Source organism: Shimia thalassica (assembly GCF_001458215.1).
Taxonomy (GTDB): Bacteria; Pseudomonadota; Alphaproteobacteria; order Rhodobacterales; family Rhodobacteraceae; genus Shimia; species Shimia thalassica.
Genome location: NZ_CYTW01000006.1, coordinates 24,588 through 51,473 on the forward strand (window position 1 = coordinate 24,588; position 26,886 = coordinate 51,473).

The 26,886-nt window shown below is 55.7% G+C and carries 16 protein-coding genes and 1 pseudogene; 14 read left to right on the forward strand and 3 right to left on the reverse strand.

Annotated elements, in window-relative coordinates; all coding sequences use genetic code 11:
• Window positions 1-941 precede the first annotated feature (941 nt).
• From PH7735_RS18085 to PH7735_RS18120, 8 genes and pseudogenes are all read left to right on the forward strand, one after another.
• Window positions 942-4,139: pseudogene (locus PH7735_RS18085) on the forward strand (MupA/Atu3671 family FMN-dependent luciferase-like monooxygenase); the annotation flags it as partial.
• Complete coding sequence (locus tag PH7735_RS18090; protein WP_058312845.1) at window positions 4,139-4,900, forward strand: 4'-phosphopantetheinyl transferase family protein; 762 nt, start codon at window positions 4,139-4,141, stop codon at window positions 4,898-4,900. The pseudogene PH7735_RS18085 and the gene PH7735_RS18090, both read left to right, overlap by 1 nt.
• Window positions 4,897-6,174: a Wzz/FepE/Etk N-terminal domain-containing protein gene (locus PH7735_RS18095; protein WP_058312846.1), complete on the forward strand. Its 1,278-nt coding sequence runs from the start codon at window positions 4,897-4,899 to the stop codon at window positions 6,172-6,174. Before PH7735_RS18090 ends, PH7735_RS18095 begins: the two co-directional genes overlap by 4 nt.
• 507 nt (window positions 6,175-6,681) lie before the next feature.
• Complete coding sequence (locus PH7735_RS18100) at window positions 6,682-7,350, forward strand: sugar transferase (protein ID WP_058312847.1); 669 nt, start codon at window positions 6,682-6,684, stop codon at window positions 7,348-7,350.
• Between the two features lie 79 nt (window positions 7,351-7,429).
• Window positions 7,430-8,878, forward strand: coding sequence for a hypothetical protein (locus PH7735_RS18105; protein ID WP_058312848.1), 1,449 nt, complete (start codon window positions 7,430-7,432; stop codon window positions 8,876-8,878).
• A gap of 98 nt (window positions 8,879-8,976) precedes the next feature.
• The gene (locus PH7735_RS18110) at window positions 8,977-10,974 is read left to right on the forward strand and encodes an acyltransferase family protein (protein WP_058312849.1); all 1,998 of its coding nucleotides are present in this window, start codon (window positions 8,977-8,979) and stop codon (window positions 10,972-10,974) included.
• Entirely contained in the window at window positions 10,971-12,563 is a 1,593-nt protein-coding gene (locus PH7735_RS18115) for a GMC oxidoreductase (protein WP_082645312.1), read from the forward strand. The genes PH7735_RS18110 and PH7735_RS18115 overlap by 4 nt, the downstream gene beginning before the upstream one ends.
• Entirely contained in the window at window positions 12,556-13,326 is a 771-nt protein-coding gene (locus PH7735_RS18120) for an SDR family NAD(P)-dependent oxidoreductase (RefSeq protein ID WP_058312850.1), read from the forward strand. The genes PH7735_RS18115 and PH7735_RS18120 overlap by 8 nt, the downstream gene beginning before the upstream one ends.
• A gap of 14 nt (window positions 13,327-13,340) precedes the next feature.
• On the opposite strand, the gene PH7735_RS18125 is transcribed toward PH7735_RS18120, so the two are convergent.
• Window positions 13,341-14,099: a WecB/TagA/CpsF family glycosyltransferase gene (locus tag PH7735_RS18125; protein WP_058312851.1), complete on the reverse strand. Its 759-nt coding sequence runs from the start codon at window positions 14,097-14,099 to the stop codon at window positions 13,341-13,343.
• Window positions 14,100-14,228: 129 nt separating this feature from the next.
• Here PH7735_RS18125 and PH7735_RS18130 point away from each other — a divergent pair, with 129 nt between their 5' ends.
• The 6 genes from PH7735_RS18130 (at window position 14,229) to PH7735_RS18155 (ending at window position 21,501) form a co-directional block, all read left to right on the forward strand.
• A complete protein-coding gene (locus tag PH7735_RS18130) occupies window positions 14,229-15,347 on the forward strand; it encodes a Gfo/Idh/MocA family protein (RefSeq protein ID WP_058312852.1) in 1,119 nt (372 codons plus the stop codon).
• Window positions 15,335-16,312, forward strand: coding sequence for an NAD-dependent epimerase/dehydratase family protein (locus tag PH7735_RS18135; protein WP_058312853.1), 978 nt, complete (start codon window positions 15,335-15,337; stop codon window positions 16,310-16,312). Before PH7735_RS18130 ends, PH7735_RS18135 begins: the two co-directional genes overlap by 13 nt.
• Window positions 16,309-17,583 (forward strand): glycosyltransferase, encoded by a 1,275-nt coding sequence (locus PH7735_RS18140; RefSeq protein WP_058312854.1) that lies wholly within the window; start codon window positions 16,309-16,311, stop codon window positions 17,581-17,583. The genes PH7735_RS18135 and PH7735_RS18140 overlap by 4 nt, the downstream gene beginning before the upstream one ends.
• Entirely contained in the window at window positions 17,580-18,551 is a 972-nt protein-coding gene (locus tag PH7735_RS18145) for a glycosyltransferase family 2 protein (RefSeq protein ID WP_058312855.1), read from the forward strand. Before PH7735_RS18140 ends, PH7735_RS18145 begins: the two co-directional genes overlap by 4 nt.
• Window positions 18,552-18,570: 19 nt before the next feature.
• Window positions 18,571-20,676: an NAD-dependent epimerase/dehydratase family protein gene (locus PH7735_RS18150; protein WP_058312856.1), complete on the forward strand. Its 2,106-nt coding sequence runs from the start codon at window positions 18,571-18,573 to the stop codon at window positions 20,674-20,676.
• A 66-nt stretch (window positions 20,677-20,742) separates the two neighbouring features.
• Entirely contained in the window at window positions 20,743-21,501 is a 759-nt protein-coding gene (locus tag PH7735_RS18155; RefSeq protein WP_145865373.1) for a CpsD/CapB family tyrosine-protein kinase, read from the forward strand.
• A 40-nt stretch (window positions 21,502-21,541) separates the two neighbouring features.
• On the opposite strand, the gene PH7735_RS18160 is transcribed toward PH7735_RS18155, so the two are convergent.
• Window positions 21,542-24,988: a translocation/assembly module TamB domain-containing protein gene (locus PH7735_RS18160; RefSeq protein WP_058312858.1), complete on the reverse strand. Its 3,447-nt coding sequence runs from the start codon at window positions 24,986-24,988 to the stop codon at window positions 21,542-21,544.
• Entirely contained in the window at window positions 24,988-26,802 is a 1,815-nt protein-coding gene (locus tag PH7735_RS18165) for an autotransporter assembly complex protein TamA (protein WP_058312859.1), read from the reverse strand. Before PH7735_RS18165 ends, PH7735_RS18160 begins: the two co-directional genes overlap by 1 nt.
• Window positions 26,803-26,886 lie beyond the last annotated feature (84 nt).

The window sequence follows — 26,886 nt, forward strand, 5'->3', positions numbered from 1 at the left end:
ACGGCCTGTCCCAAGATGTACCGCCGTCAAAACCTCAGGATTTTCAGAACCGAAGCTATTTTGGCAAGTCTGCCCGTCCTGCGGCCGCAGCGCGTCTTGATTTCCGACTGGATGCCCAAGAACTGGTGGCGCTGGTCAAGGCACTTGATCACGGGGATTACTGGAATCCATTGTCCTGCCCCAAGATCGTCGCCGCAGGTCAGGTTCTTTGCGTTTCAACGGCTGAATTGGCAGGCCCCGAGGTGGGACATGGTCTTCCTGGAACGGTGCTTTCTGCTGATACAGAGACGCTTACGCTGTCTTGCGGGCGCGGCGCCATTATCCTTGGTGGCATCACAGACAGCGCTGGGCATCCTGTTGCGCCGCTGCGTCTGGTCTCTGTTGGCAATACTCTCCCGTCGCTAGAGCGCGATGCAGCTGTCGAATTGACCAACACGATGGAGACGGTTCTGAAGGGGGAATCCTTTTGGCGAAACGTTCTGCCCGCGTTTCATGGTGCCCGTCTTCCCCTGATTTCTGATGCCAGCGATCTTGCGGAAATACGCCGTCTATCAATGACGCTGCCCGATGATCTGGCCCCTGAGGATATGGTTGCCCTCGTCTGTCTTTGGGCGGACCGCAGTGGCGTCCCTGCGCCTTTTGACATTGCGTTTCGAAACGAGGCTCCGCGGGCAAAAGGGTATTTGAACCATTGGGTCCCCTTGCGTCTTCCCAAAGAGACCGCGCATTCCCTTCACGATGTGAAGGCTCATGCCCGCAACGCCTTAGATAAAATTTCGGATAAAGGCACCTTTGCCTGTGATCTGGTGTTGCGAGATCCCGGCATTCAACCCCTGTCGACCCCCGACATTGCGTTGACCTTCGAAGATGATGTCTCGCACGTTGATGGCGCGGCGGTGACGATAGGCTTTGCGGGCGCTGGTAAAGCCAGCTTTAGCTTCGATGCATCCCGTGTGCCGTCGTCTCATGCAGAGCGGCTTCTCGAACGTCTGGTCTTTTTGGCCGCGCAATGGAGCGCGGCGTCGCCCACAGACGACGTCACGACTCTCAATGCGATGCCGCAAGGAGAACAGGACGAAACCCTGCATCTGTGGAACGCCACCGAGGCGGATTTTGATGCCGGTTTCAGCATGCACAAACAGTTTGAAAAACAGTGCGAGCTGACCCCCGACGCAATTGCACTGGTGTTTGAAAATCAGTCTCTAACATACCGGGAATTGAACCTACGCGCCAACCAGACGGCACGTGTTCTGCAAGCGATGCACGTCACAACAGGGTCCCTTGTTGGCCTGTATTGCCGCCGTTCAGTCGAGCTTGTTGTGTCTGCATTGGCCATTCTCAAGGCTGGCGCGGCATATGTGCCGATGGATCCGGCATATCCTGCGGATCGGATCGCCCACTTTATCCGCGACAGCGAGGCCGATGTTATCGTCACGCAAAATGATCTGGCCCACACATTGCCCGAGAGCAAAGCGGCGCAACTCTTGGTGGATAGCGATCCGCGTATTTCTGCTGCGGATGCGACCAATCTGGCTGCGGACACCTCGGGTGCGGATCTGGCCTATGTGATTTACACATCTGGTTCGACGGGGCTGCCCAAGGGCGTGATGGTGTCGCATCAAAACGTCTCGAACTTCTTTCTGGGTATGGACGAACGGGTGGCGCATGATCCGGCAGGTGCATGGCTTGCAGTCACAAGCCTGTCTTTTGATATCTCGGTGCTCGAACTGTTCTACAGCCTCGCGCGTGGCTTCAAACTGGTGCTGAGTGGGGATGAAAGCCGCACACAGATTTCCAACGGACATGTTCCAACCAGCGAAAAAGGCATGGAGTTTTCGGTCTATTACTGGGGCAACGATGATGCGCCAGGTCCGAAGAAATACGAACTTCTGTTGGAAGGGGCGAAATTTGCCGACCAGAACGGGTTTTGCGCGGTCTGGACGCCCGAACGGCATTTCCATGCCTTTGGTGGACCTTATCCGAACCCCTCTGTGACGGGGGCTGCGGTTGCTGCCGTTACGAAAAACATTGGTGTGCGCGCTGGCAGCTGTGTTGCGCCCCTTCACCACACCGCGCGGCTTGCCGAAGAATGGGCCGTGATTGACAATCTGACCGCCGGACGGGCTGGTTTGGCGATTGCCTCTGGCTGGCAGCCGGATGATTTTGTTTTGCGTCCTGAAAATACGCCGCCCAGAAACCGCGATGCCATGTTCGAACAGATGGATGAACTGCGTCGGTTGTGGCGCGGTGAACCTGTCGAGTTTCCACGCAAAGACGGCACCATGCATCCGGTTATGACGCAGCCGCGTCCGGTCTCGAAAGAGATTGAACTGTGGGTGACGACTGCGGGTAATCCCGAAACCTGGAAACAGGCCGGCCGTGCGGGTGCGCATATCCTGACGCACTTGTTGGGGCAAAGCATCAATGAGGTGGCTGAAAAGATTGGCCTCTATCATGCGGAACTGCGCGAGGCGGGATACGACACTGATGATTTCAAGGTCACGCTGATGTTGCACACCTTTTTGGCAGAGGACCGCGAAACAGCCCGAGAGATCGCGCGGGAACCGATGAAAGACTACCTGCGCAGCGCGGCGGGTCTTATCAAACAATATGCTTGGGCATTTCCGGCGTTCAAGAAACCCGAAGGCGTCAAGAACCCCTTTGAACTGGACCTTGGGGTGTTGTCGGATGATGAACTCGAAAGCATTCTGGACTTTGCGTTCCTGCGGTATTTTGAAGATTCCGGTTTGTTCGGCACTGTGCAGGATGCGTTGGACCGTGTTGAAGCCCTGAAAAAGATAGGCGTCGGCGAAGTCGCCTGCCTGATCGACTATGGCATCGAAACCCCGACGGTCATGCAAAGTCTGGAACTTGTCGCAGAGGTTCTGAAGCGCGCCAATACGTCTGGTGCCTTGGCCGAAGACGATTTCTCGATCGCCGCCCAGATATTGCGCCACAAGGTGACCCACATGCAGTGCACGCCAAGCATGGCGCGGATGCTGACAATGAACGACGAAGCACGCTTCGCCTTGGGCCAGCTGGAGCATCTCATGGTTGGCGGAGAAGCCTTGCCCGGCGCGCTGGTTTCCGAGTTGAAGACTTTGACACGAGCGGAAATCCTGAACATGTACGGGCCAACCGAGACAACCATCTGGTCGACCACCGCAGAGGCACAAATCACCGATGGTCTGGTCAGTATCGGAAAACCCATTGCCAACACGCAGATTTATATCTTGGACGAGGCCCGTTCCCCTGTGCCCGTGGGTGTTGCAGGTGAAATGTATATCGGCGGAGCAGGCGTCACTCCGGGGTATTGGCACCGCGAGGATTTGACAGCGGACAGGTTTGTAGAAGACAGCATCGCAGGAACCCAAGGGCGCCTTTATCGCACAGGTGATCTGGTTCGGTGGCGGTCTGACGGAACACTCGAATTCCTCGGACGTGCGGACCATCAGGTGAAACTGCGGGGCTACCGGATTGAGCTGGGCGAAATCGAAGCCCTTCTGGAAGCGCAAGCTGGCATTGATCAGGCCGTTGTTATGGCCCGAGAAGACACCCCCGGTGACACGCGTCTTGTGGCCTATCTGAAAGGACAAGGCGCATCAGGCGCAGAGCAATTGCGGTCAATTCTGCAACAGGCATTGCCAGAATTCATGGTGCCTTCGCATTTTGTAGAGATCGATACCTTCCCGTTGACGCCGAACAAAAAGGTGGATCGCAAAGCACTGCCTGCGCCTTCGGCCAAAGACACAAACCGCGCGGCGCGCGTGACACAGGCTGCGGAACCCGCAAGCGGCACAGGCGCCAAAATTGCGGAAATCTGGTCGCGCGTTCTGGGTGTTCAAAACATCGCTTCCGGCGACAACTTCTTTGATCTCGGGGGGCACTCTCTCTTGGCGGTTCAGGCGCACCGCGAAATCCGGACAGAGCTTGAGGTGCCCAAACTAGGCATCACGGACATCTTCCGTTTTCCTGTTTTGTCCGATTTAGCGCGCAAAGTGGATGAACTCTCCGGAGGCGCCTCAGCGGCGGCTGCCGCGCCCATCAGTGACACGCCTCCTGCCGAGAAGGCGTCGGCGCGGTCCGATGCCATGTCCAAACGTCGTGCCATGCGCAGTAGACGCAGAATGAGGGCCTGATGTCAGGAGATATCAAAGCGGCATTGAGTGCCGGATTGCCGCAAGACATCGGGGTGGGCGTGACACGGGTTTCGCCCCGAAATGAGGCTCTGTTCCTGCAAGAAATGGCCTTTATCAAGAATGCTGTGCCCTCAAGACAGCAAGAGTTTTCCGCAGGTCGCGCAGCGGCGCGCATCGCAATGAAGCAACTCGGGTTATCGCCCAAGCCGATCCTTGCAGGGGCGGATCGCGCACCCGTTTGGCCCGATGGCGTCATCGGTAGCATTTCCCATCACGACAAAACCTGCGTTGCGGTGGTGAGCGCAGACAATCAATGGCGTGCGCTGGGGATAGACATTGAACCGGATGCGCCACTTGATCCCGATTTGGTGTGCGAAGTCTGCACGACCGAGGAACAGAACTGGCTTGCGCAACAGCCAAAAGACCAACGTTTGCGCCTTGCGCGCATGATTTTTTGTGCCAAGGAATGCACCTACAAGTGCCAGTATCCTCTGAGCCAGACATTGTTCGGGTTTGACGCGATAGAGATTTCCCTGAAGGCAAACAGCTTTGTGGCCACCTTTCTGCAACCGGTCCCTTTGTTTGAAACCGGACAAACCCTGAACGGAGAGTTTACTTTTGCCGGACAACATATGATTGCCTTTATGGCCATACCGTCGCAAAAAGCGAAAACCCAAGCCATCTCCATGGAACCGCCATACCTTCGCCAAGAAGGAAGGGCATCGCAGACACATGAATCTTGGAAAGCGATCCAGCAGTGAACCAGTCTTTTGTTGAAATCCTGAACATTCTCAGAAGATGGGCCGTAACATGGTCCGCGATTGTTGCTTTGGGAACTCTGGCAGCATTGGCCTATGTGATGGCCAAACCCAAGATGTATGAATCTTCGGCGGTGATCCAGATCGAGCAAGCCTCTGTAAAAGACACGGGCAGTTCGGTCGGAAATGCGGCGGCGCTGCAAACGTTGCAGATCATTGAACAGCGCGTGATGGCGCGTGACAATCTGATATCAATCATCGATGAATATGACCTGTTTTCAGATGCGCAGGGAATGTCGATGTCTGAAAAGGTCTTTCAACTGCGGCTTGCGGCTCAAGTCGTGCAGATCGCTGATCCCAGCATGCAATGGCGACAAGATCTGAGCCCCACCGCGCTGAACGTGATTGTTACATGGAACGATCCGGAACTTGCGGCGGACATTGCCAACGAACTGGTTAACAATGTGCTGGCCCAAACCGAACAGCGCCGCCGTGAAAGAGCCGAGGAATCCTTGGCGTTCTACGATGGCGAAGAGCGACGGGTTGGCGAAGGCATTGTGATGCTCGAAGAGCAAATCGCCGACTATAAGCGCCAGAACTCGGCCTCACTTCCGGGCGCGCTGGAAGAACAGAGACAACGTCTGGCCGATGTGCGCAGCATCGAACTTGAGATCGACAGCGAAATTATCGGCCTGCGCAGCGGTGCCCAGACCTCGGCGACCTCTATTCAGGCTAACCGTGTGCGACGTCTGGAAAACCAGAAAGAGCTGTATCACGCAGAAGCCGAAGAACTGTCCAACGCGATCTCGCGCGCGCCTGAAGTCGAGCAAACTCTGAACACCATGCAGTTGCAGCTGCAAAAGCTCACAGACCAATACCTTGCGATTTCTGCGGGTCGTGCCGAAGCGGAAATGGGCCACATGCTCGAAGCGAGCCAGAAGGGTGACAAATTTCAGGTGTTGGAGAAGGCGCTGGTCCCCGAGCGGCCACTGGCCTCGAAACGTAAACGCAACCTCGCGCTTGGGATGGTGGTCAGCGCCGCAATCGCGACGGGCCTGGTTGTTATGCTTGAATCCAGAAGTCTGGTTATCTGGAGCGGCGATCAGCTGGTGCGTAAAACCGGCCTGATCCCTGTCGTGTCGATACCGGTGATTGAAACCACCGGCGCCAGAAGAATGCGCTTTGGCAAGCAGTTCGCCATGTTGATCGCAATCGCCGCGATATTCCTTGTTTCCGCAGTCTTCATTGTTTGGTATTTCGGCTCTGCCAACGCCTGACAAAACCCCGACGACAAGGCAATATTGGCGGCGACACAGGCGAAATCTCCGGATTTTAAGAAAACGTCCATTTTCGACCTCTCTGGCCAGCAAGATAAAAACGATTCGTCACAGTTGCTTGTTTGGAAACAGTTTTTGTCCACGCCTCTCATCGTCCCATTCCCCATAACAGCACATTGTGAAAAGTGGCGAAAATAGGGCGAACGAAAATTTATTTTGCCACAATTTTTCGAATTGTTTTATTTAAAATCAGTTGCTTAATGGTGAATGCAACCTAAGAGATATTAGACAAAATGTTGAAATCTGTGTTTTCTTACCTTTATCGGATCGAGGTTAGAGAGCAATTCGGAAAGGTGGGGATACCCCGAAGAGCTTTTTTCGACCCAGCCGGTCAAAGTAAGAGAAATGGATTTGGACGTCGCCAGAAACGGGGACGTGCGTGTTTGTTTGACTTTCTCGATTTGGAAACCGGGTGGGGGCCTAGTGCCAGATTAGGGGTGAACACGAATGACGATGTTATCGGAAGAAGGTGTTGAAAACAGCTATTCCGCCGTTCCAGAAGTGGGCGGTGTCTATCGTGTTTTCTTCAAGCGTCTCTTCGACATTCTTTTCGTTTGTTTGATTGCGTTGCCTGTCCTGACAATTGTCGCAGGGCTTGCTGTCGTCATCTTTCTGAAAGATCGCAAAAACCCGTTCTACCTGCAATCTCGGGTGGGCTTGGATGGCATTGTTTTCAAAATGGTGAAGCTGCGCACCATGGTTCCGAACGCTGACAAGTTGCTGGATGATTATCTGGCGTCCAATCAGGACGCGCGGGAAGAATGGGATCACCACCAGAAGCTCAAAAACGACCCGCGCATTACGAATTTTGGCCGTTTCTTGCGCCGCAGCTCAATGGACGAACTGCCTCAGTTCTTTAACGTTCTGATTGGCGACATGTCAGTTGTCGGACCGCGGCCCATGATGGTGGATCAGGTCGAACTCTATCCTGGCGAAGAATACTTCAATGTGCGCCCCGGTATTACCGGTTTCTGGCAAACCTCGGAGCGCAATGTCACAAGCTTTGCCGAGCGCGCATATTATGACACCAAGTATGACCGCAGCCTGTCTCTGGGCACGGATCTGACGCTTATTTTCAGAACGGTCAAAGTTGTGCTTCATGGCACCGGTGTCTGACGCGCCGCGCTGACAACTCCGAAAGAACAGGTTAGTGTGGGGCTGACTGGCGATACGGACACAAGGATCGCGCGACGGAATGCCCAACACTTTTGCCTATCTTGTTCTCGGGCTGGCGCCTGTAGCAATCTGGTTTCTGTTTAAAAAACTGCCCGCGGGTCAGGCGCTGATCTGGTCTTTGGTTGGGTGCTATCTCATTCTGCCCCCGTATCCGGTGGCTTTTGATCCGCCTTTGATGCCCGCCTTGAACAAAACGACATTGCCCAATCTGGCAGTGTTCGTCTTTTGGATACTCTCTGCAAAACCGAACGCCGATCTCTTGCCAAAGTCACTTTTCGCAAGGGTGCTGATCGCGGTGTTTCTGTTTTCACCCATCATCACGGTTGTCACCAATCCTGAACCTTTGATTTTTGCACAATCAAGTATCCGCGGTCTTGTGATGCTGGATGCGGTGGGCATCATTCTGACCCAGTTTATGACCATTGCGGGGTTTCTGGCCGCGCGGGGATTGTTGGCGACCGCAGCCTCGCAAAAAGACATCATGCGTATTTTTGTCGTGGCCGGTTTGGCATTTTCCCTGCCTGTTCTGGTCGAAGTGCGGCTTAGCCCGCAGATGAACACATGGGTCTATGGTTTTTTCCAGCACCTCTTTGCCCAGAGTATCCGTGGAAGCGGGTTCCGCCCCATGGTCTTTCTCGAGCACGGCATCTGGGTCGCCTTTTTTGTGATGATGACCTGCATGTTTGCGATGGCGTTGTTTCGCAATGGCGCGCCGGGCACGCGGACAAGATACCTTTTGGCCGGGGTATATCTGTTCGGGGTCCTCATCCTGTGCAAGACGCTGGCCGCGTTGCTGTATGGCGGGTTTGTTGGCGTTCTGGTCTTGCTCGCTTCCCGAAGGCTGCAAGCCCACATTGCCGTCTTGTTGGCGCTGTTTGCGCTCGCCTATCCTATCTTGAAAGGCGCGGACGTTATCCCGGAACGCGCCATGCTTGAACAGGCCGCAAAGGTAAGTGCAGAGCGTGCACAGTCGCTTGCCTTTCGGTTTTCAAACGAAGAAGAACTGCTTCGGCGTGTGCAACAAAAGCCCGTTTTCGGGTGGGGCACATGGGGTCGAAATCAGGAACACAACTATTTCACCGGCCAGATTGAATCTGTCACGGATGGCCGTTGGATTATTGTGATCGGGATGTTCGGATGGGTCGGGTTTCTGGCCGAATTCGGTTTGCTGGCCCTTCCGATCTTTTTGGTTTGGCTCGAACAGGGGCGGATCGAGCGCGACAAACAGAACAACAGATCAGACCGGGATGAAACATGGGGGCGTCTTGAACATTCGCCCTATGTTGGTGCTCTTTTATTGGTACTGGCGATCAATCTGGTGGATTTGCTTCCCAATGCAACGCTGACCCCTTTGACATGGCTTGTGGCAGGTGCGCTGTTGGGACATGCAGAGCTTATGGCCCGCTGGAGAGGGGATACAAAGGCGATCGAGCCGATGGTGGTCACCGAAAAGCGCACCTATATGTAACGCACAGAGATCATATTCTTGCACCTATTTCGCCCAAAAGAGCGTGTAATCCGCCCATAGGATCATAAACTCGGATTGAACAGAAATTTGGAGTCCACGTGACGGCCTCATCGTCAAAGCCCCCGAACGCAACGCCGCATCGTCCCGAAATAGACGGCCTGCGCAGCATTGCCGTGCTTGCAGTGGTTTTTTACCACTTTGGGGTGACCGGTTTTGGCGGCGGGTTTGTTGGCGTTGACATCTTCTTTGTCATTTCCGGCTTTTTGATTGGGTCCATCCTCTGGAGAGAACTGCAAGAGACCGGACAGATCTCGCTGTCGCGGTTCTATCTGCGTCGCATTCGAAGACTGGCGCCCGCCTACTTTGTCATGACGGCCGTTGCGCTTGGTGTTGGCTGGGTGGTTCTCATGCCTTTCGAGTTTCGCGAACTTGGCAAAGGCGTCATTGCGGCGACGGTGTATCTGTCCAACGTTTTGTTCTTTCGCCAAGCTGGATATTTTGACGGTTCGGCCGAAGAAAAGGTGCTGTTGCACACGTGGTCCCTTTCGGTCGAAGAGCAATTCTATCTGGTGTTTCCCGCCCTTTTGTTGCTTCTGGCGCGCTGGCCCAAGGTTTTGGTGCCCGCCTTGTGGGGCATCGCCGCTGCATCGCTTGTGTCCGCGATCTATTTGACGACACGCCATCAACCGGCAGCATTCTATCTGTTTCCTTTCCGCGCCTGGGAATTGTTGGTGGGGGTCCTTCTCGCCATGATCAGCGCAGAAAAGCAGCGCATGGGGCCATGGGTGTCATGGTCTGGTCTAGTGCTTGTCATCGGGTCAGTTATCGCGATCCGACCGGAATTCGGGTTCCCCGGATGGCAGGCGATCTTCCCTGTTCTGGGAACGGTTCTTCTCATCATGGGAGGGCGAGACGAGAATATCGTGAATCGTGCCCTGTCATCAAAAGGGCCGGTCTTGATCGGGCTCGTCTCCTATTCTCTGTACCTATGGCACTGGCCGGTTTTCGTGTTTGCCACTTATGCATTCGGCCCCATCGAAACGCTGTTGGAAAAGACAGGCTGGATCGCTCTTTCGATTGGGCTTGCCGCATTGTCCTGGCGTTTCGTTGAACAGCCTGTGCGCCTGTCGGCTGCTATCACACCACGCATTCTTGTCGGGGCGACCGCTGTGGCGTCATGCGCCGCATTGGGTATCGGGGCGTTGCTATACAAGACAGAAGGCATGCCTGCGCGCTTTTCTGATGATGTGCGTTTACACATCGATGCGTCTGCGGATTTCATTCAGGATTGGAGCAGGTGCAGCATCCCTCAGGCGGGCGCCTGGCAAGGCATTGAAACCTGCGCCATTGGTCCGGAAGGCCCGCCAGAGCTTTTGATTTGGGGCGACTCCCATTTGCGGGCGTATCAAGACGGGCTGGCCCTGTTGGCGCTGGAAAAGAGCGTGCCGGCCCTTATCGTCTGGCGCGCGGGGTGTCCCCCCTTCTTTGGCGTGTCCAAAACCGAAAGCGCCGCAACTTCGGCGCAGGACGAAGCTTGCAGGCTGGCCAATGCCCGGATCGAAATCGCCATTGAAGGCTGGCAAGATTTGAAATCGGTCGTGCTCATCGGGCGCTGGACCTACTATGCGACGGGTCAGGGGTTCGGCATTGACGCCCATAACCACATTCAGCTGCACCAAGACTATGATGCCTTGGCACAGCAAACGGTCGAAACGCTGCAAAAACGCGATGTGGCGGTTTTCGTGGTGCAGCAGGTTCCAGAGTTTACTCGCTATGACTCGCGCCGTGTCGCGCGTGACCTGTCTTATGGGGTCCTGACACCGGAACAGGCCGCAGACGCGGCCGCAGAACCGCGTACAGAGGTCGAGGCGCGCCAGAGGCAAGTCACGCAACATTGGACCCGCCTGAAAGACCGCGGTCTTGTTCTACCTATCCTGACGTGGCCCGAAATGTGCGATGCAACCACCTGTTACGCGATCCATGATGGGACAGGTCAGTATTTTGACAACAACCATGTGACCAATGCCGCCGCAAAACGATTGCGGCACGTGTTTGCACCAGCCTTTGATCTTGGCCAGAAGGGAGACAAACCTTGAGTCAGGATGTTTTCGCACGTGATTGGGATGTGATTGTCGTCGGAACCGGTATGGGAGGGGGGCCTCTTGGCCGTCGTCTGGCCGAAAAGGGATGGTCGGTCCTTTTTGTCGAGCGTGGTCCGCTGGGGCACCCGGCGGCGCAACATGATCTGAACTATGAAATGGCCGATCCGGTTGCACGTCACGTGCGGGGGTATTGGCCCACGCCCGTGCGGGCGACCGTAAACAACGAGACGTTTGAATTCTTCGCGCCTCTCGGGTCGGGTGTCGGAGGATCGTCCACCTTCTATGCGGGCGCACTCGAACGGCCGGAACCGCATGACCTGGACGACAGCACAGAGCGGCCCCATCCAACTGGCGGTTGGCCGGTGTCATTTGCGCAGATGCAACCGTGGCTGGCAGAGGCCGAAGCCATGTTCATGGTGAACGGCACCCAAGATCCTCTTGGTGACGGTCAGGAACGTCTTTTGACGCCAAACGCACCGCGCACGGACGAGGCGGCGTTGATCGCGGGGATGCAGGCAAATGGCCTTCACCCATATCAAGGGCATCTGGCCTTTCGACGAGATCCGTCCTGCCCGATATGTACCAGCGGCGGAAGATGCCCGAAGCACCCGAAAATGGATGGTCGCACGGCGGGTGTGGATCCCGCGCTTGAAACCGGACATGCCGCACTTCTGACCAACGCCACGGTGCGCCGCCTCAAGGGGCATTCGGGGCGTGTGAGTGAAGTAGAAATAGAGACTAATAAGGGGATTCAGACTCTAAAATCCCGCATTGTGGTGCTCGCGGCAGGTGCGCTGTCCTCGCCAGGGATACTGTTGAATTCAGCCTCGGAAGAATGGCCCGATGGCTGCGCCAACTCCAGTGGTCTGGTCGGCAAAAACCTCATGTTCCACATGAACGAAATGTTCGCCCTATGGCCCCCGAAATCCGCCCGCACCGAAGGGCCGACCAAAGCCATCGCCATGCGCGATCTTTATTACAAAGACGGTCAACGGCTGGGGCTGGTTCAGGCGATGGGGATCGAGGCCAAATATGGCGAGATCGTTCATTTCCTCAATCTGGCCTATGATCGGTCCTTTTTGCGCAGATTCCGGCTTTTGAAGCAATTCACGCGCATTCCAGCATTGATCGCAGCCAAGATTTTTGGAAGTGCCGCGGTTTTTGTCGGCATTCTCGAAGACCTGCCCTACAAAGAAAACCGCGTGATTGCCGATCGTGAAAACCCGGACCAGCTTGCCTTTGAATACACGATTTCGCCAGAGCTTCTGATGCGGCGCAAGACCTTTCGCACCGAGATCAAACGCGCCCTGCGAGGCATGCGCATGGTGTTTCTCAATCGCGGGCCGGAATTGAACTATGGACATGCTTGCGGAACACTCAAATTTGGCTCTAATCCAGCCGAAAGCGTGCTTGATGAAACTTGCAAGGCCCATGATCTGGATAACCTGTATGTGGCTGATTCCAGCTTTATGCCAACGTCATTTGGCACAAACCCGAGCCTGACAATCGCAGCGAATGCCTTGCGCGTCGCGGACCATGTCCATGGGGCGCTGTTAAAGGAAAAGGACCTTGGACATGATTGATCCCAGACACACATTGGCCTTGGTGACAGGGGCTGGCTCCGGATTGGGGCGGGCACTGGCCATCGAATTGGCCCACACAGGGTTCAAGGTTGTCGGGTTCGGACGGCGCAACGACGCATTGCTTGAAACACAATCAAAGATCCCCGAAGGCCGCTTTATCCCGATGGTCGTTGATGTCAGCGATCCCCACTCTGTGAGTGTCGCTTTTGACCAGATCAGGGTGGATCATGGTGCCGTGTCACTGCTGATCAACAATGCCGGAGTGTACCCTCGCAACGACATCTTTGACGAGACCGGTTCCAGTTTCATGGAAGTTGTCGCGATCAACCTCGGTGGAACGGTGACCTGCACGCTTGAGGTGCTAAAGGACATGGGCACAACCGGCTTTGGCCGCATTATCAACGTGTCAAGCTTTGCCGATTTGGCCCCGCTTCCTGCCAGTGCGGCCTATTCCGTTTCCAAAGGTGCGGGACGTATGTTCGGGGCTGCGTTGCACGCCGATCTGCATGATCGATTTCCCGAGATTATCGTGAACACATGGATGCCGGGCATGCTGGCGACCGACATGGGGATACCTGACGGGCTGGATCCCTCTGTTGCGGCCAAATGGGGGGTGGCTTTGGCATTGGCGCACGACCCCTCTCTGAACGGGGCAATTTTCGAAATGGACCGAGAGGTGCCAGCCCCCAGAGGTCTCAAGCGCAAGATCAAAGACGCGGTGCTGCTGCGCCGCCCCCCGCCTCCGCGCGTCCTCAAGATCTGACGCCAAAACAGGCTCTAACTCGGCGTGTTTCGCTGCTTGAAGGCATCTGTCGTAAGTGTTGGAAGGATTGCAAGGCACTGTGCGTACCTAGGACCCAGACGTCGCGGATTTTGGATAAGCCGCCAAACCCATTCCAGTGCCATGTTACGCATCCAGACAGGCGCACGTGTTTGGCTTCCTGCTAGAAAGTCCAATCCGGCCCCAATGGACACAAATCCCAAAGAAGGCGCGATACTGCGGCCTCGGGCGGCAAGAAGCTCTTGTTTGGGCGCACCCAAAGCCAGAAAGCAAAGGCGAGCCCCCGATTTTTCCGCGTCTTGGATAAGCGCCTCGGCCGCAGGGCTTTCAGGATCAAACCCCATCGGCGGGGCAATTTTACATGCAACCTTTAGCGCGGGAATGGTGTCTCGCAATGCTTGTTCTGCTTTGCCAAGCGCGTCCTCGGTTGAGCCGATCAAACCAATCGGCATTTCAAGGTCCGCCGCCAATCGCGCCAACGGGACAACAAGGTCTGAACCGGGCATCAAATCGACGGGTTGTTTCGCGATGTGTGACATCCACACCAATGGGTTCCCATCTACAACAACCAAATCCTGCGCAAGATAGGCGTCGGCAAAACCACGGTCTTCCTTCAGCTTGACCAGATGATCGAGGTTGATCGTCGCGACGGCAAACCCGTTGCCGGACCGAAGCCTTTCCGTCACTGATTTTATAAGCGTACCATGATCCGGTACGTTGACCCTAATACGGCCAGCCACTGATGGAAAATGCAACCTACGACTCCTGTTGGGCAATCGGTTGTCCTTCTTATGTCACATTGCAGCATTGTCGCCTATAACCGACTGGTTTGGATTGGGGGTGGCGTATAGTTTGTGATGAATAAACGTCAAACGAGTGTGCAAATGAGATCTGTCGCGATCATAGGATGTGGATTTGTTGCCGATCTGTACATGCGGTCGTTTGCCGAGCATGCAGATGTGTCTCTTGATCACGTCCATGACACCGACCTGAACCGGCTCGAGACGTTTACAAACCATTGGAAACTACGCCCCCATGAAACCCTGCAGGGGTTCTTTGATGCTCTGCCAAGCGGGTGCGTTATTCTGAACCTTACAAATCCAAACGCACATTTCGAGGTCAGCATGGCCTGCCTGAACGCCGGATTTTCAGTGTATTCCGAAAAACCACTGGCCATGGAGATGACACAGGCGACGGATCTTGTTGAAACCGCAAAGGCAAAGGGTCTGATGCTGGCGTCCGCCCCCTGTTCCATGCTGGGGCAAGCGTCCCAAATGCTGGGCAAGGCCGTTCGTGATGGTGTCGCGGGGCCGGTGCGACTTATTTATGCAGAACTGGACGACGGTTTCATTCCCCAAGCGCCCTATCAGGATTGGAAAAGCGAAACCGGCGCGCCGTGGCCTTCCGAAGACGAGTTTCAGGTGGGATGCACGCTAGAGCACGCAGGATATTATTTGACTTGGCTGATCGGTCATTTTGGAAGCATCCGCCGTGTTGTTGCTGCAAGCGCCGAGGTGCTGCCTGACAAGGGGTCGAACGGTACCCCCGATGTGTCGATCGCGACGCTGTTCTTTGAATGTGGCGTTCTCGCGCGGCTGACCTGTTCCATCGTTGCACCCCACGATCACCAGATCAGGGTCATCGGGGATGCCGGTGTCCTGAAGGTAGATCGGGCTTGGGACAACGCCGCGCCGGTCAAGTTTCACAAGCGGGTCCGGTTGCGCCGTCGTCTGCTCGAGGTTCCGCTCGCGCGGCGGATCAGGCCACCCTCGAAAACACACCCCAAGGTCGGCCGTTGGGGCGCTGCGGCGATGAACTTTGCGCTTGGACCGGTTGAGATGCTGGACGCCATCGCCGAGGGGCGGCCCTGTCGCATGTCTCCTGAACTGGCCCTGCATGTAAACGAGGTCACCCTCGCCATTCAGAATGCGGGGGATGATGCGGGATCTCAGGAAATGCAAACCCGCTGTGATCCAGTCGAGCCTATGCCATGGGCGCAGTAGGCGAAAAGCGCACACTTTTGGTAACCGGTGCCGCAGGCTACATCGGTCAGGCGACGGTCAGACACGCCTTGCGGGATGGCCACACAGTCAAAGCGGTTTTGCGCCCGGGACGACCGGTTCCCGATGCCTTGGCCGGCGCAGAAATTGTCTTTGCCGATCTCGTGACTGACAACGACACGTTGGCAAAGGCCCTCAGAAACGTTGATGTCGTGATCCACGCCGCCGGTAGTTTTAGCAGCGATGCCGACACGTTGATGCGTGACACGATCCAAGCCTCTTCCGGCCTTCTCGACGCTATGTCTCAAGCGGCTGTGTCGCGTGTGGTGCTTGTCAGCTCAATCGCCATTTATGGGTATCAGGGTGCCAAAAAAATAGATGAATCCGCTGAATTAGAGACACATTTTGACCAGCGTGACGCATATTGCCGTGCCAAGTCTGAACAGGAAAACCTGTTTCGCACCCACGCCGGTCTGAACCTGACCGTCTTGCGCGTCGGGGCGGTCTGGGGGCCAAACCGGCTGTTCAACGCGCATCTCGGGGTATCAACGGGCCCTCTGTTTTTGCGTATTGGCAATGCCACGGATATCCCGACCTGCCACATCGAAACCTGCGCCTCTGCTCTGGTTTCTGCGTCCTGTCAGGTCAGCACCCCGACGTGTAGCGTGATCAATATTCTCGACGACGACCGGCCAGATGCACGTCGCTATCTGAAAGCCGTGCAAAAGTGCGGTTGGCCGAAACGGGTGCTGCCGATCCCTCTTTTCCCTCTTTTGACGCTGGCAAAGGCACTTCCCGCGTCATTACAACGTGTCGGCCTTTTGAAGCCCGCGGCATTGGCAGCCCGCTTTGGGGCGGTTCAATATTCCAACAAACGGCTGCACATGTGCCTTGAAGACGTCACAATGGTCACGTTTGAAGACGCCATGACAGACGCGATCAAAAACACCGATGGATCAAAGGCATGAGCGCCCCTGAAACCCATTGCCGGATCGCCTATCTTACGGGCGAATACCCGCGCGCCACGGATACCTTTATCCAGCGCGAGGTCGCGGCGTTGCGCGCGCTGGGTCACGAGGTCAAAACTTGCTCGATCCGACGCACCGACACGGACCATCATGTCGGGCCGGAACAACGCGCCGAAGCGCAGGCAACGTTTCATGTTCTGACTGCGGCCAAGAACCCGTTCCACCTGATTAGGTGTCACGCTGCGGCCCTTGTCGCGGGGCCTGTACGGTACTTTCGGGCGCTTGGTCTTGCGCTGCGAACCTCACCGCCGGGTCTGAAGGCGCTTCTGTATCAGCTGTTCTATTTTCTTGAGGCAGCCGTCCTGACACGGCACCTGCACCAGAACCGGATCGACCACCTGCACAACCATATTGCCAAGTCGAGCTGCACGGTCGCCATGGTGACCTCTGAAATGTCGGGCATCCCCTATAGTTTCACACTGCATGGACCCGATATCTTTTTCGCGCCGGATCATTGGCGTCTCGACAAAAAAATCGAAACCGCAAGCTTCGTGGCCTGCATCAGCCATTTCTGCCGGGCGCAGGCGATGGCCTTTTCCGATCCGTCGCATTGGGAAAAACTGCACATCGTGCACTGTGGCGTTGATCCCGCCCGCTATGACTTTGCCGAGCTCGCCCCGGAAACCGGAGAGCTTTTGTTCGTCGGTCGCCTTGCTGGTGTCAAAGGCGTGCCCTTGCTGCTCGAGGTCATGTCCGAAATCCGAAAGGACATTCCGGCGATGCGTTTGACGCTGGCGGGTGATGGTCCCGAACGCACCGCGATTGAAAACCGCGCCCGTGATCTCGGCCTGTCTGACATCGTGACTTTCCTCGGGTATCAGTCCCAAAAGGCTGTTGCGGATCTGTTGAAACAGTCTGACATGCTGGTCTTGCCAAGCTTTGCCGAAGGCGTGCCCGTTGTCTTGATGGAAGCAATGGCCGCGCGCCGCCCTGTTGTCACCTCCCGCATTGCAGGCATTCCCGAACTGGTTGAAGACGGCATATCTGGCCGTGTTGTCGCCGCAGGGGACAAGGCGGGCCTGAAAGAGGCAATCACCGAAATCTTGTCAGCGACCGAAACGGCCCGCGCCATGGGTCTGGCGGGACGTGGCAAAGTGGTCTCTGAATTCAGCAATACCCCCGAAGCCCAATGGCTGAGCGATCTGATCCAAGGATATTTGGCCAACACGCCGCCGGAACGACTGCGCCCCTATGACGGAGATTTGTCATGACAGGCACCGTTGGCGTTGTTGTTATTGGTCGCAACGAAGGTGCGCGTTTGATCGCGTGCCTTGCCTCGCTCGCCAATCAGGACGTTTCGGTTGTCTATGTCGACAGCGGATCAGACGACAATAGCGTGGCCGAAGCGCGAAAAGCGGGCGCAACAATTGTTGATCTGGATACGTCTGTCCCATTTACTGCGGCCCGTGCGCGCAATGCGGGTGTCGATGCCCTGCGGCGTGTTGGCCTGCCCACCTATATCCAGTTTATCGACGGCGATTGCATCGTTGTCAGCGATTGGATCGAAAAGGCACGTCATGCGCTGGATCAAAATGCCGACATGGGCATTGTCACTGGCTGGCGCAGCGAGATTTATCCAACGGCAAGCATCTATAACGATCTTTGCGAATTTGAATGGCATCGCCCCGCAGGGGACATCACGGCCTGTGGTGGCGACATGATGGTTCGTAGTCAGGCCTTTGAAATGGTCGGAGGGTTCAACCCGTCTGTGATTGCGGCCGAAGATGACGAGTTTTGTATTCGCGTCGGTGCCGCCGGATGGCGTTTGCATCGCCTTCCTGAAAGCATGACCCGCCATGACGCGAACATGACGCGCTTTGATCAATGGTGGCAACGGGCCATCCGAAGTGGACACGGCTTCGCTCAGGTCGGGCATTTGCATCCCGACTACTTTGTGCCCGAACGGCGGCGTGTTTGGGTGTTTGGGGCGATTTTGCCTGTCTTGGCGCTGGTTGGGCTTATCACGTCATTGTGGCTCACGGCGATTGGTGTCGCAGCTTATGCCCTGTCATACTGGCGCACAAAACGTGGTTTGATCCAAAGCGGCCTGCTGCCGGAAAGGGCGCGGCGGCATGCGGTGTACCTGACGCTGTCAAAGGTGCCGAACCTGCGCGGGATGCTGACGTTTTATTGGCGTCATTTCAAAGGGCGCAGCATGAATATCATTGAGTACAAATAGACACATTGGCGATTTCAAAATGTACAAATTGAAACAAAACCGAGTACGGGCCTCGATCATAGGCGCAGGATATATCGCGGATTGGCATGCGGACGCGCTCAAGGCCACCTCGGGCGTTGACCTCGTTGCCGTCTGTGATCGATCCGCCTCGGCCGCCACCGCAATGGCCGACGCGCGCGGGATCAAGGCCTATACCGATGTGAACGAAATGCTTGCCGCAAATGTCTGTGATGCGGTGCATGTTCTGACCCCGCCGGATTCTCACAAAGGTCTGACCCAGGCCTGCCTTCGGGCTGGCGTGCATTGCTTTGTGGAAAAGCCCGTCGCGCTGTCGAGCGACGACACCAGAGAAATGGCGGATACAGCCAAGGAAACGGGTAAGGTTCTGGGATTCGGGCACAATTTTCTGGGTATTCCGGGGTATCAGCGGCTGAAGAAGGATATCAGCGACGGGAAGCTGGGGCGCATTGCCAATGTAGAAATCAATTGGCAGTTTCCTTTGGGACCCTTGCGGTCGGGGCCTTTTGGGCTGTGGTTGATGCAGGAAACCTGCAACCTCCTGTTGGAATTGGGGCCTCACCCATACGCCTTTGCCGTTGATCTTTTTGGGCCGCTGGACATCATTTCGCTGGACGTGGGCAAGTTCATCACCATGCCCGAAGGCGGCACCCGCCCGCAGAGCTGGCGTATTCTGGCGCGGGCTGGCGATGTCGATGTAACGCTGAACCTCTCTCTGGTTGAAACCTATGATGACCGTTCTGTCGTCGTTCGCGGATCAAGCGGCATGGCGCGGCTTGACTATGCCAATGATGTTCTTACCAAACAGTTCGACAACACCTCTGATATCGTCTTGAATCCGCTTGTAAAACAGCTGTCTCATGGTGGCTCTCATGTCATGGTGGGGCTCGCAAACTTTACGAAACAACTGGTGTCGTTGAACAGAAAATCCCCCTACGCTCTCAGTTTTCAAGGTGCTTTCAAGGCGTTTTATACGGCGATCCGAGAGGACAAACCTCTTGATGTGCGCTTTGCCCCTGACGCGGGGATCGAGGTCATGCAGGCCATCGAGGACACGCTGGATCTGCTCCCGCCAGAAGCGCCGCTTGAAAGGCCGACAGGCACACCCGAGCCTGATGTGCTTGTGATCGGGGGAACCGGCTTCATCGGAAGGGAACTCACCCGACAGCTGGTTGCGATGGGGCGCGATGTGCGTGTGCTGAGCCGTGGAAAAAACGGCCCATTTGATGATATCTCCGATCATGTCGAGCTGTTCTCGGCGTCCTTGAGTGACCCCGAAAGCCTTGATCGGGCCATGCAGGGAATTCGCACCGTTTATCATCTGGGCAAGTCTCTGGATGCGACGTGGGAAGCGGCGCTCAAGAACGATGTCGGAGTGACGGTTGCGATTGCCGAAGCCGCCCAACGCGCTGGTGTCGAGCGCTTTGTCTATACTGGAACAATCGCGTCCTATGACATGTCTGATCCAAACGCCGTCATCACCGAAACGACGGGCTTTGCCGAAGATATGACAGATCGCAATCTCTATGCGCGTTCAAAGGCCGAATGCGAGTCGCAGTTGACCCAAATGTATCTGGATCATGGGCTGCCTCTGGTCATCGCCCGTCCGGGCATTGTGGTCGGTGCAGGTGGGCCTTTGCAACACTGGGGCATCGGGCGCTGGCATGGTGCGGGGGCTGTTCGGATCTGGGGACGTGGCAAACACAATTTGCCGTTTGTCCTGAATGCGGACATTGCGAAAGGGCTGATTTTGATGGCCGAAACGGATGCCGCCGTTGGCCAGTCCTTTAACCTGATTGGTGATCCGATGCTGTCAGCGAGAGGATATTTTGACGCAATTCACAAGGCGCAGAACGCCCGCATAAAAGTTGTGTCGGGGAACCTCACGATGTTTTATCTGACAGACGGGGTTAAGTTTTTCCTCAAGAAAAACGTGCTGCGGCGCAAGGGGATCAGTCGACCATCCCTGGCAGATTGGAAGTCGCGCGCGCATTTTGCGCAGTTCGACAATGCGCACCCCAAGCAAGTTCTGGGTTGGGAACCGCAGGCCAATGAAGATAGTTTCGTTGAGGACGCGATTACAAAGGCAAACCTGTTCGGGTTTTGAACAACAGATTTAGATTGGTGTTCGGATCAGCTAGGCTGGGGGGCGAACATGAAGGCGGATGCAGCAATGAATGACGATCAATTCGAAGACGCACAGGGCACACCGGAAAACCTTCCGATTGTGCAGGACCCTCTTGAGGTCTGGCGCTATCTTCAGCGGGTGCCTTTTGACCTCGATGTTCTGGATCAGAACCGCATTGTCACGGCCAAGCGCAAGCACGCCGCGAACCGGTCTTTTGACATGCTGCGCACCCGTTTGCTGCAAACGATGAAGGAACAGGATTGGAAGCGGGTCGCGATTACGTCCCCTACCAACAACTGCGGCAAAACCTTTGTTACCGCCAATCTTGCCGTGTCTCTGTCTCGGCTCGAGGAAGTGTTCACGATGGTGGTGGATTTGAACCTAAGGAATCCTGGGTTGGCGGATGCCTTCGGGATCAAGCCGCTTGAATCCATGCAAAGCTATCTGGAAGGTCGAATTGATCCACAGGATTTCTATTTGGCACACGGTCGTAATCTTGGGCTGGGTCTTGGAAGTGCGCCTGCCGAAAATGCTTCGGAGCTTTTTCAATCTACGATGACGATGGATGTTCTGGACGAAATGGAAGATCTGTTTTGCCCCAACATCGTGCTGTTCGATCTGCCACCGGCGTTGGACCACGATGACCTTTTGGCGTTTCTGCCCAAAGTGGACGCGGTTCTGCTCGTCGTCGGCGGAGGGGTTTCGACCACTGACGAAATCGAACGTGTAGAAGCGTTGATCGCAGGGATAAAACCGCTTGCGGGTATCGTCATGAACAAATCCGAAGGCGTGGTTTCAAACTAGGGCACGCGCGGCGGGTGTCATACAGCCGCGCTTTTGTTCTCTAGTAATCGTATCTGAAAAAGATACCGATGCCGGTTTCGGACTCAGAATCCACGCTGCCTTTGAGCGTCAGGCTGTCTGTGACATCAAGGTTCAGGTTAACGGTGCTGTCGCCTTTGCTGTCGAGCGTGATGTCGGTGTAAATATTTTCGTTGATGTATTTTCCGGCTCGCAGACCCGCATTGCCCTCTTCGTCGGTCGTCAGACCGAAATCATCCAGCCCGCCCGAGTCACGGGTGCGCAAAAGCGCGCCCTGTCCACCACCAGACAACGTTGCCGCTGCCGAAGCCAGCTGCGCAGCCTGAATGGCCGAGATGTTCGAGACGCCCTTGCCAAACAGAAGATGCGATAGCATTTCTTCTTCCGGAAGCTCGGGATCGGAAACCATTTCCAGATCCGGGCTTGTCGCCGATCCTGAAACGATGATTTCAAAATCGGTGTCGCCGGACGTGGTTTCGGCAACAACGCGAATATCGGGAACAAAGCTGCCTGCCAGCCGGATCAGACCTTCGGTCAGTTCGAACTGTTTTCCCACAAAGGTGAGGCGGCCACGTGTCAGATTGAATTCACCGTCGGTCTTGATTTCCGAACTGTTTCCGATGACATCCAAGCCACCTTCGAAATTGGCATGAAGCCCCAAGCCATCCACAACAACACGTTCTTCGGTGCGCACCGAGAGTTTCAGATCAACCGGAGACCCGGTAGAGGCGGCCTCTCCTGCCGCCTTGGGTTCCTTGATGAGGTCGGCGAACTGACGGGTTTGATGCACTTTCGAGGGTTCATTCCGGTGGCTGACTTCGGGCACGGCACCGGCGCCCCCCAAGGCAGAGGTCGAGAGGCGCACTTGTGTGGCATACAGCCCGATATCACCGTTAACAGAAGGGCGGGAGGCCAAAGGCCCACCAATCGCGACCTGCCCATTCAAGGTCGTGGTGAGCAATGTGCCCATTTGGTAAACGAGGCGGTTAAGCGCGATATCGATGTTTGATGTAAATGGCTCAATCAGGTCGACACCACCGCTCACACGAATGTCGCCACCATAGCTGCCGTTTGTTGAGACCTGAATGTTGGCGCGGCTGTTTTCGATATCGATACGCGTCGCAATGTCAGACAGGGCAAACTGCAACGACGGTAGAACGAATTGCGCGCCCGAGGTGGTCACATTTCCCGATAGGCTTTCCAAAGAGGGCTTGCCGTTCAGCTTGAGATCAAACGATGCGTCACCCTGCACGGCATTTGGTCTGAGTACTGTGTTTGCCAAAGCTAGAGGCAAACGTCCGTTGATAGAGAGATCGGCGGTTTCAAAGTCTTGCGAGACTGAACCGTCAATATGCGCATTTGAGCCCACTGATCCGACCACATCCGCCAGTACCTGCCAGTTCGAGTTGTCTTCCTTGACCTCGGCGTTGATCGTTGCGGACCCGGGAAGCGACGGCACAAATACCGAGATATCTTCAATCTGTGCTTCCAGATTGGCAGCGAGTGCTGCCGAGGCGGGATCAGACACGGTTGCGGAGAGTGTCGTGCCACCGGGCGCTGTTGCGTCCACTTTGGCCAGCAGTCCCTCTTCGTTTTGCGTCAGGTTTCCTTTCACGGAGGCAGCGCCGGAAATATCGGGAAGAACAGCGGCGGTATCCGCAAGAGACGCTTCAAAGTCGAGCGCGCCATCCTTGCTGTTCAATGTCCCGTTGGCCTTGGCATTCAGGTTGTCGGACTCGAGCGAGACTTGCCGCAATGTTACCCCGTCTGCGTCTCGCTTGGCCGAGACAAGCAGTTGGCTCTCGCCCTGAGCAAGAGCATCCACTTGGGGAATGCCGATTTTGAGATCTTGAGAAGTCGCGGAAAGCGTTACATCGAACGCGCCGGACAACACGGCAAAGTTTCCGGCAACCGTCGTAGACGCGGCCCCGTCCAGAGTGCGACCCGCCAACGTGGAAAAGCCGGACAATTCATCAATGCGCGCTTCTGCTTTGCCCTCGATGGCCATATTTTCGCTCATCTCGGTGACTTTGGCGTTTGCGGTTGCCTCGATCCCTTTGGCGATCAATTCAAGGGCATTGACGAAAAGTGGTCCGCCTTTTTCCCAAGACAGCTGCGTGTCAAAATTGACGCTGTCACCCAACGCATCCCGAAGACCTTCGTCGGGCGTTTCGATGCCCATCACATCTGCGTGGATTTTGGCAGTGGCACTGGGACGTTCGCCCAGAAGAATTTCACCCGAGCCGTCCAAATCGGCGGTCGCGAATTTGAGAGTTTCACGTTCAAAGCCGTTGATGCGTCCGCGAAGGCTCCATGAATCGCCAAGGCTCTGGTCGTATTGCGCCACAAGTCGCGCTTCCTGAAGGCGGGTTTCGACACCCGGCAACGGCAGCAATACCGGCGATTTATCTGGCGAGACCATCGAGATGTCAAAGTTGAAGCGGTCCGGCATGCCTTCCGGTTCAATGGACAATTCGCCTTTGATTCCGAAATGGGCCGTCTGCAACAGCAACTGATCCAGAAGGATACGCCCGTTTGCTCTGCTTCTGACAACAGATGTAAGGGACACATTCTCACCGAAAAAATCACGGTATTGCGGGATAAACAGGGGCGTCACGTCCCCTTGCAGATCGACCGAGAACACGCGCATTGGATCGACCAAAGGTTCACCGGGGGCAGGTGTTGGCAAATTCGGGTCGGCCACGACGTTGAGGGCGACAAGCCCTGTCAGACGCTCTTCTTCGTTACTTTTAAGATTGATACGGGCCACAAAGTCCTCGAGTTCACCTTCACCTTTAACCGAAAACTCGAGAGACGGGTTGTCGGGGAATTTGGCGAGGTTCGAAACGATGCCATTGGCGCCTTCCTTGGCGAAAAGATCGATCTTGAGCAGTCGTGTTGCATTGGCGAAACCGGCGTCGAGATTGAAAATGCCTTCGGACCCGTCTGTCCGGTTGATCTTCATGTCTGCGGCCCCATCCCCGTCAGCAAGGGAGAACGATCCGTTGACTGTGAATGTGGCATCCGTCCCAATGATATCTTCACCAAGGAACAGAGAGTTGGTTTCCAGAGAACCGATGTTGATGCTGACAGGCAGTTCAGGCAATGCAAAAGGTGTTGCCTCGGGCGTTGCTGGCGCGGGTTCGGTTTTTGGCAGCCGTGGCAAAATGATTTTGGATGCGCTCAGGGTGTTCACCTGAATGTCGCCCCGCAGGATGGCCGCACGGTTCCAATCGAGTACTGCGTCTTCCAGCGTGAGCCAAACCCCGTCAGCATCGGAAATCGTCATGCTTTCCATTGTGACAGTAGAACTGAGCGCGCCTTTGAACCCGTCAATGACAACTTCACGTCCGCCGCCAGAAAGGGAGCTTTCCAGAAATTTGGTGATCCGGCTTTTGTCTTCATCCGCTTTTTGAGCGGTCGCAAGAACGGGCACCAAAAGAAAGAATGAAACCGCTAGCCACCGCATCAAAACGCCTGCCCTATGCCGATATAAAGCTGCAGGCCATCGCCCGTGCTCCCCGAAACAGGGGTGGCAAGATCAACCCGAATGGGCCCGAAATCGGTGTGGTATCTAAAACCGATACCTGCACCGGAATGCGTGTTCCCGCTTCCTTGAAAGTCGCTGGTGTCGCCGACAAAGCCAACATCATAGAAAAGGACAGCCGACATTGCGGGTCGGAATTTATACCGGATTTCGCCAGAAATCGCAGCGTAGGACAAGCCACCGCTGGTTATCCCGCCATTTGTGACATTGTTCGACTGGTACGGTTGCCCCCGAACGGTTCCGCCGCCACCAGTATAAAACAGCATATCCGGAGGTGTTTCCGCCAGAGATGGTCCAATAATAGACCCAAACTGGAACCTGCCCGCAAACGTCAAACCAAAGTCGCCGGGTGTCACAAAACCACGCACGTCGCCTTGCAGATATGTGCCTGGCTCGCCGCTTTTGAAATCGGTAAAGGGCATGACACTGCCCTTCAGGTAATACCCTTTGGTCGCATCAAGAGGGTGATTTCGCTGATCCCAAGTGACCGAGGCCGGTAAGCCGACGGTTGCGAACTGACGATCACCGAAATCGTCTTTTACGTTGCTGCGCTGGAACAAAATGCCGGCTGAGAACTGAAACTCATCCGAATAAACGCGCGTGAATGTCAGCGCGCCTTCGATCTGGTTAAGGAAATAGAGAGGGTCATCGACCTGGCTGGCCTCAAGGCGGAACGCAACTTCGCTGTCTGAATTGAAGGTTGCGGGCCGGATCAGTTCCGCGCTCAGAGAGTAGTCAATGCCACCTGTTTGCGCCCCGATCCCTGCGACTTCTCCTTCGATACGAAGCCGCTCTGCACCACCAAATACATTTCGGTGGATCCAGTAGGTCGAAAGGCTCAGACCATCCCGGGACTCGAGTTCGGCCTCAAAAGCGAGCCGGCGCCGTTTTTCATCCGAAACGGTCAGGTCGATATCAAGGGTATCATCAGGATTGGCCGTTTTTGCCTCGGCAATCGTAACAGAGCGGAACGCCCCCGTGCGATGCAGGCGCTTTCGGCCTCTTTCCAGTTCTTCCGGATCGAATTGTTCCCCCGAGGGTAGGTCCATGATTTCACGCAGGCGCCCCTCGCGGACATAGCTTTCTGTGCTGATCGTAAGATCGCCAAAACGCAGCAATGGGCCGGGGTTCATCCCGATTTTCACGTCAAGCGTGTCGTCCTTGTGATTGGCAACCAGATCCTGACTTGTCACCTGGACCTTGGCGTGCCCTGCCGACCGCCAGGCTTTGTATGCTTCTGTTGTGGCACTGGTGATGACGGATGTTCTTGCAGGTTCACCGCGGGCGAACCCTTCGGGAATGGCGGTTTCCGGTGCCAGCGGGGTCACTTCTGCACGACCAAATGTAAAAGCGTCGCCCGATGTAACATCGACCTGAATCTTGGAGATGGTATTGATACGCTGAAAAGGTGGAAGCGTCGCGGCCTCTCGCCCGTCTATGTAAACGTGCACTTTGGGGCCAAAGAACCCTTGCGCATAAAGAACGGAAACCATCCGGCGGTATTCGGCTTGTGCGTTGGCAATGATTTCCTGAACATCTGTGACTTCATCGCGTTGGGCGGCTTCTAGCAAAGACGCGTTTTTGAGCGCCTTTTGCATGTCGTCGGATACGTCGCCCGTCCAGATCAGTTCAAATGCAGAGGCGGGAAGGCTGGCACAGGCCAGAAAACCCGTCAAAACAATACCTGACAGTGCACGTGCTAGACTGCTCAAATCGCCTGTTTTCATATCAGCCATAAGCCCAAAGCTTTGCGGCGTCGTACAGCGCCGAACCAATTTTTTCGAGCAGCCTAATTTACTTCCTGTGACTTGGCCATAGGA

What these genes read in the sequence shown, in the direction of transcription:
- PH7735_RS18090 (WP_058312845.1), top strand. Translation starts at nt 4,139, where the DNA reads ATGTCAGGAGATATCAAAGCGGCATTGAGTGCCGGATTGCCGCAAGAC.
- PH7735_RS18100 (WP_058312847.1), top strand. Translation starts at nt 6,682, where the DNA reads ATGACGATGTTATCGGAAGAAGGTGTTGAAAACAGCTATTCCGCCGTT.
- PH7735_RS18105 (WP_058312848.1), top strand. Translation starts at nt 7,430, where the DNA reads ATGCCCAACACTTTTGCCTATCTTGTTCTCGGGCTGGCGCCTGTAGCA.
- PH7735_RS18120 (WP_058312850.1), top strand. Translation starts at nt 12,556, where the DNA reads ATGATTGATCCCAGACACACATTGGCCTTGGTGACAGGGGCTGGCTCC.
- PH7735_RS18130 (WP_058312852.1), top strand. Translation starts at nt 14,229, where the DNA reads ATGAGATCTGTCGCGATCATAGGATGTGGATTTGTTGCCGATCTGTAC.
- PH7735_RS18135 (WP_058312853.1), top strand. Translation starts at nt 15,335, where the DNA reads ATGGGCGCAGTAGGCGAAAAGCGCACACTTTTGGTAACCGGTGCCGCA.
- PH7735_RS18140 (WP_058312854.1), top strand. Translation starts at nt 16,309, where the DNA reads ATGAGCGCCCCTGAAACCCATTGCCGGATCGCCTATCTTACGGGCGAA.
- PH7735_RS18145 (WP_058312855.1), top strand. Translation starts at nt 17,580, where the DNA reads ATGACAGGCACCGTTGGCGTTGTTGTTATTGGTCGCAACGAAGGTGCG.
- PH7735_RS18150 (WP_058312856.1), top strand. Translation starts at nt 18,571, where the DNA reads ATGTACAAATTGAAACAAAACCGAGTACGGGCCTCGATCATAGGCGCA.
- PH7735_RS18155 (WP_145865373.1), top strand. Translation starts at nt 20,743, where the DNA reads ATGAATGACGATCAATTCGAAGACGCACAGGGCACACCGGAAAACCTT.
- PH7735_RS18160 (WP_058312858.1), bottom strand. Translation starts at nt 24,988, where the DNA reads ATGCGGTGGCTAGCGGTTTCATTCTTTCTTTTGGTGCCCGTTCTTGCG.
- PH7735_RS18165 (WP_058312859.1), bottom strand. Translation starts at nt 26,802, where the DNA reads ATGGCTGATATGAAAACAGGCGATTTGAGCAGTCTAGCACGTGCACTG.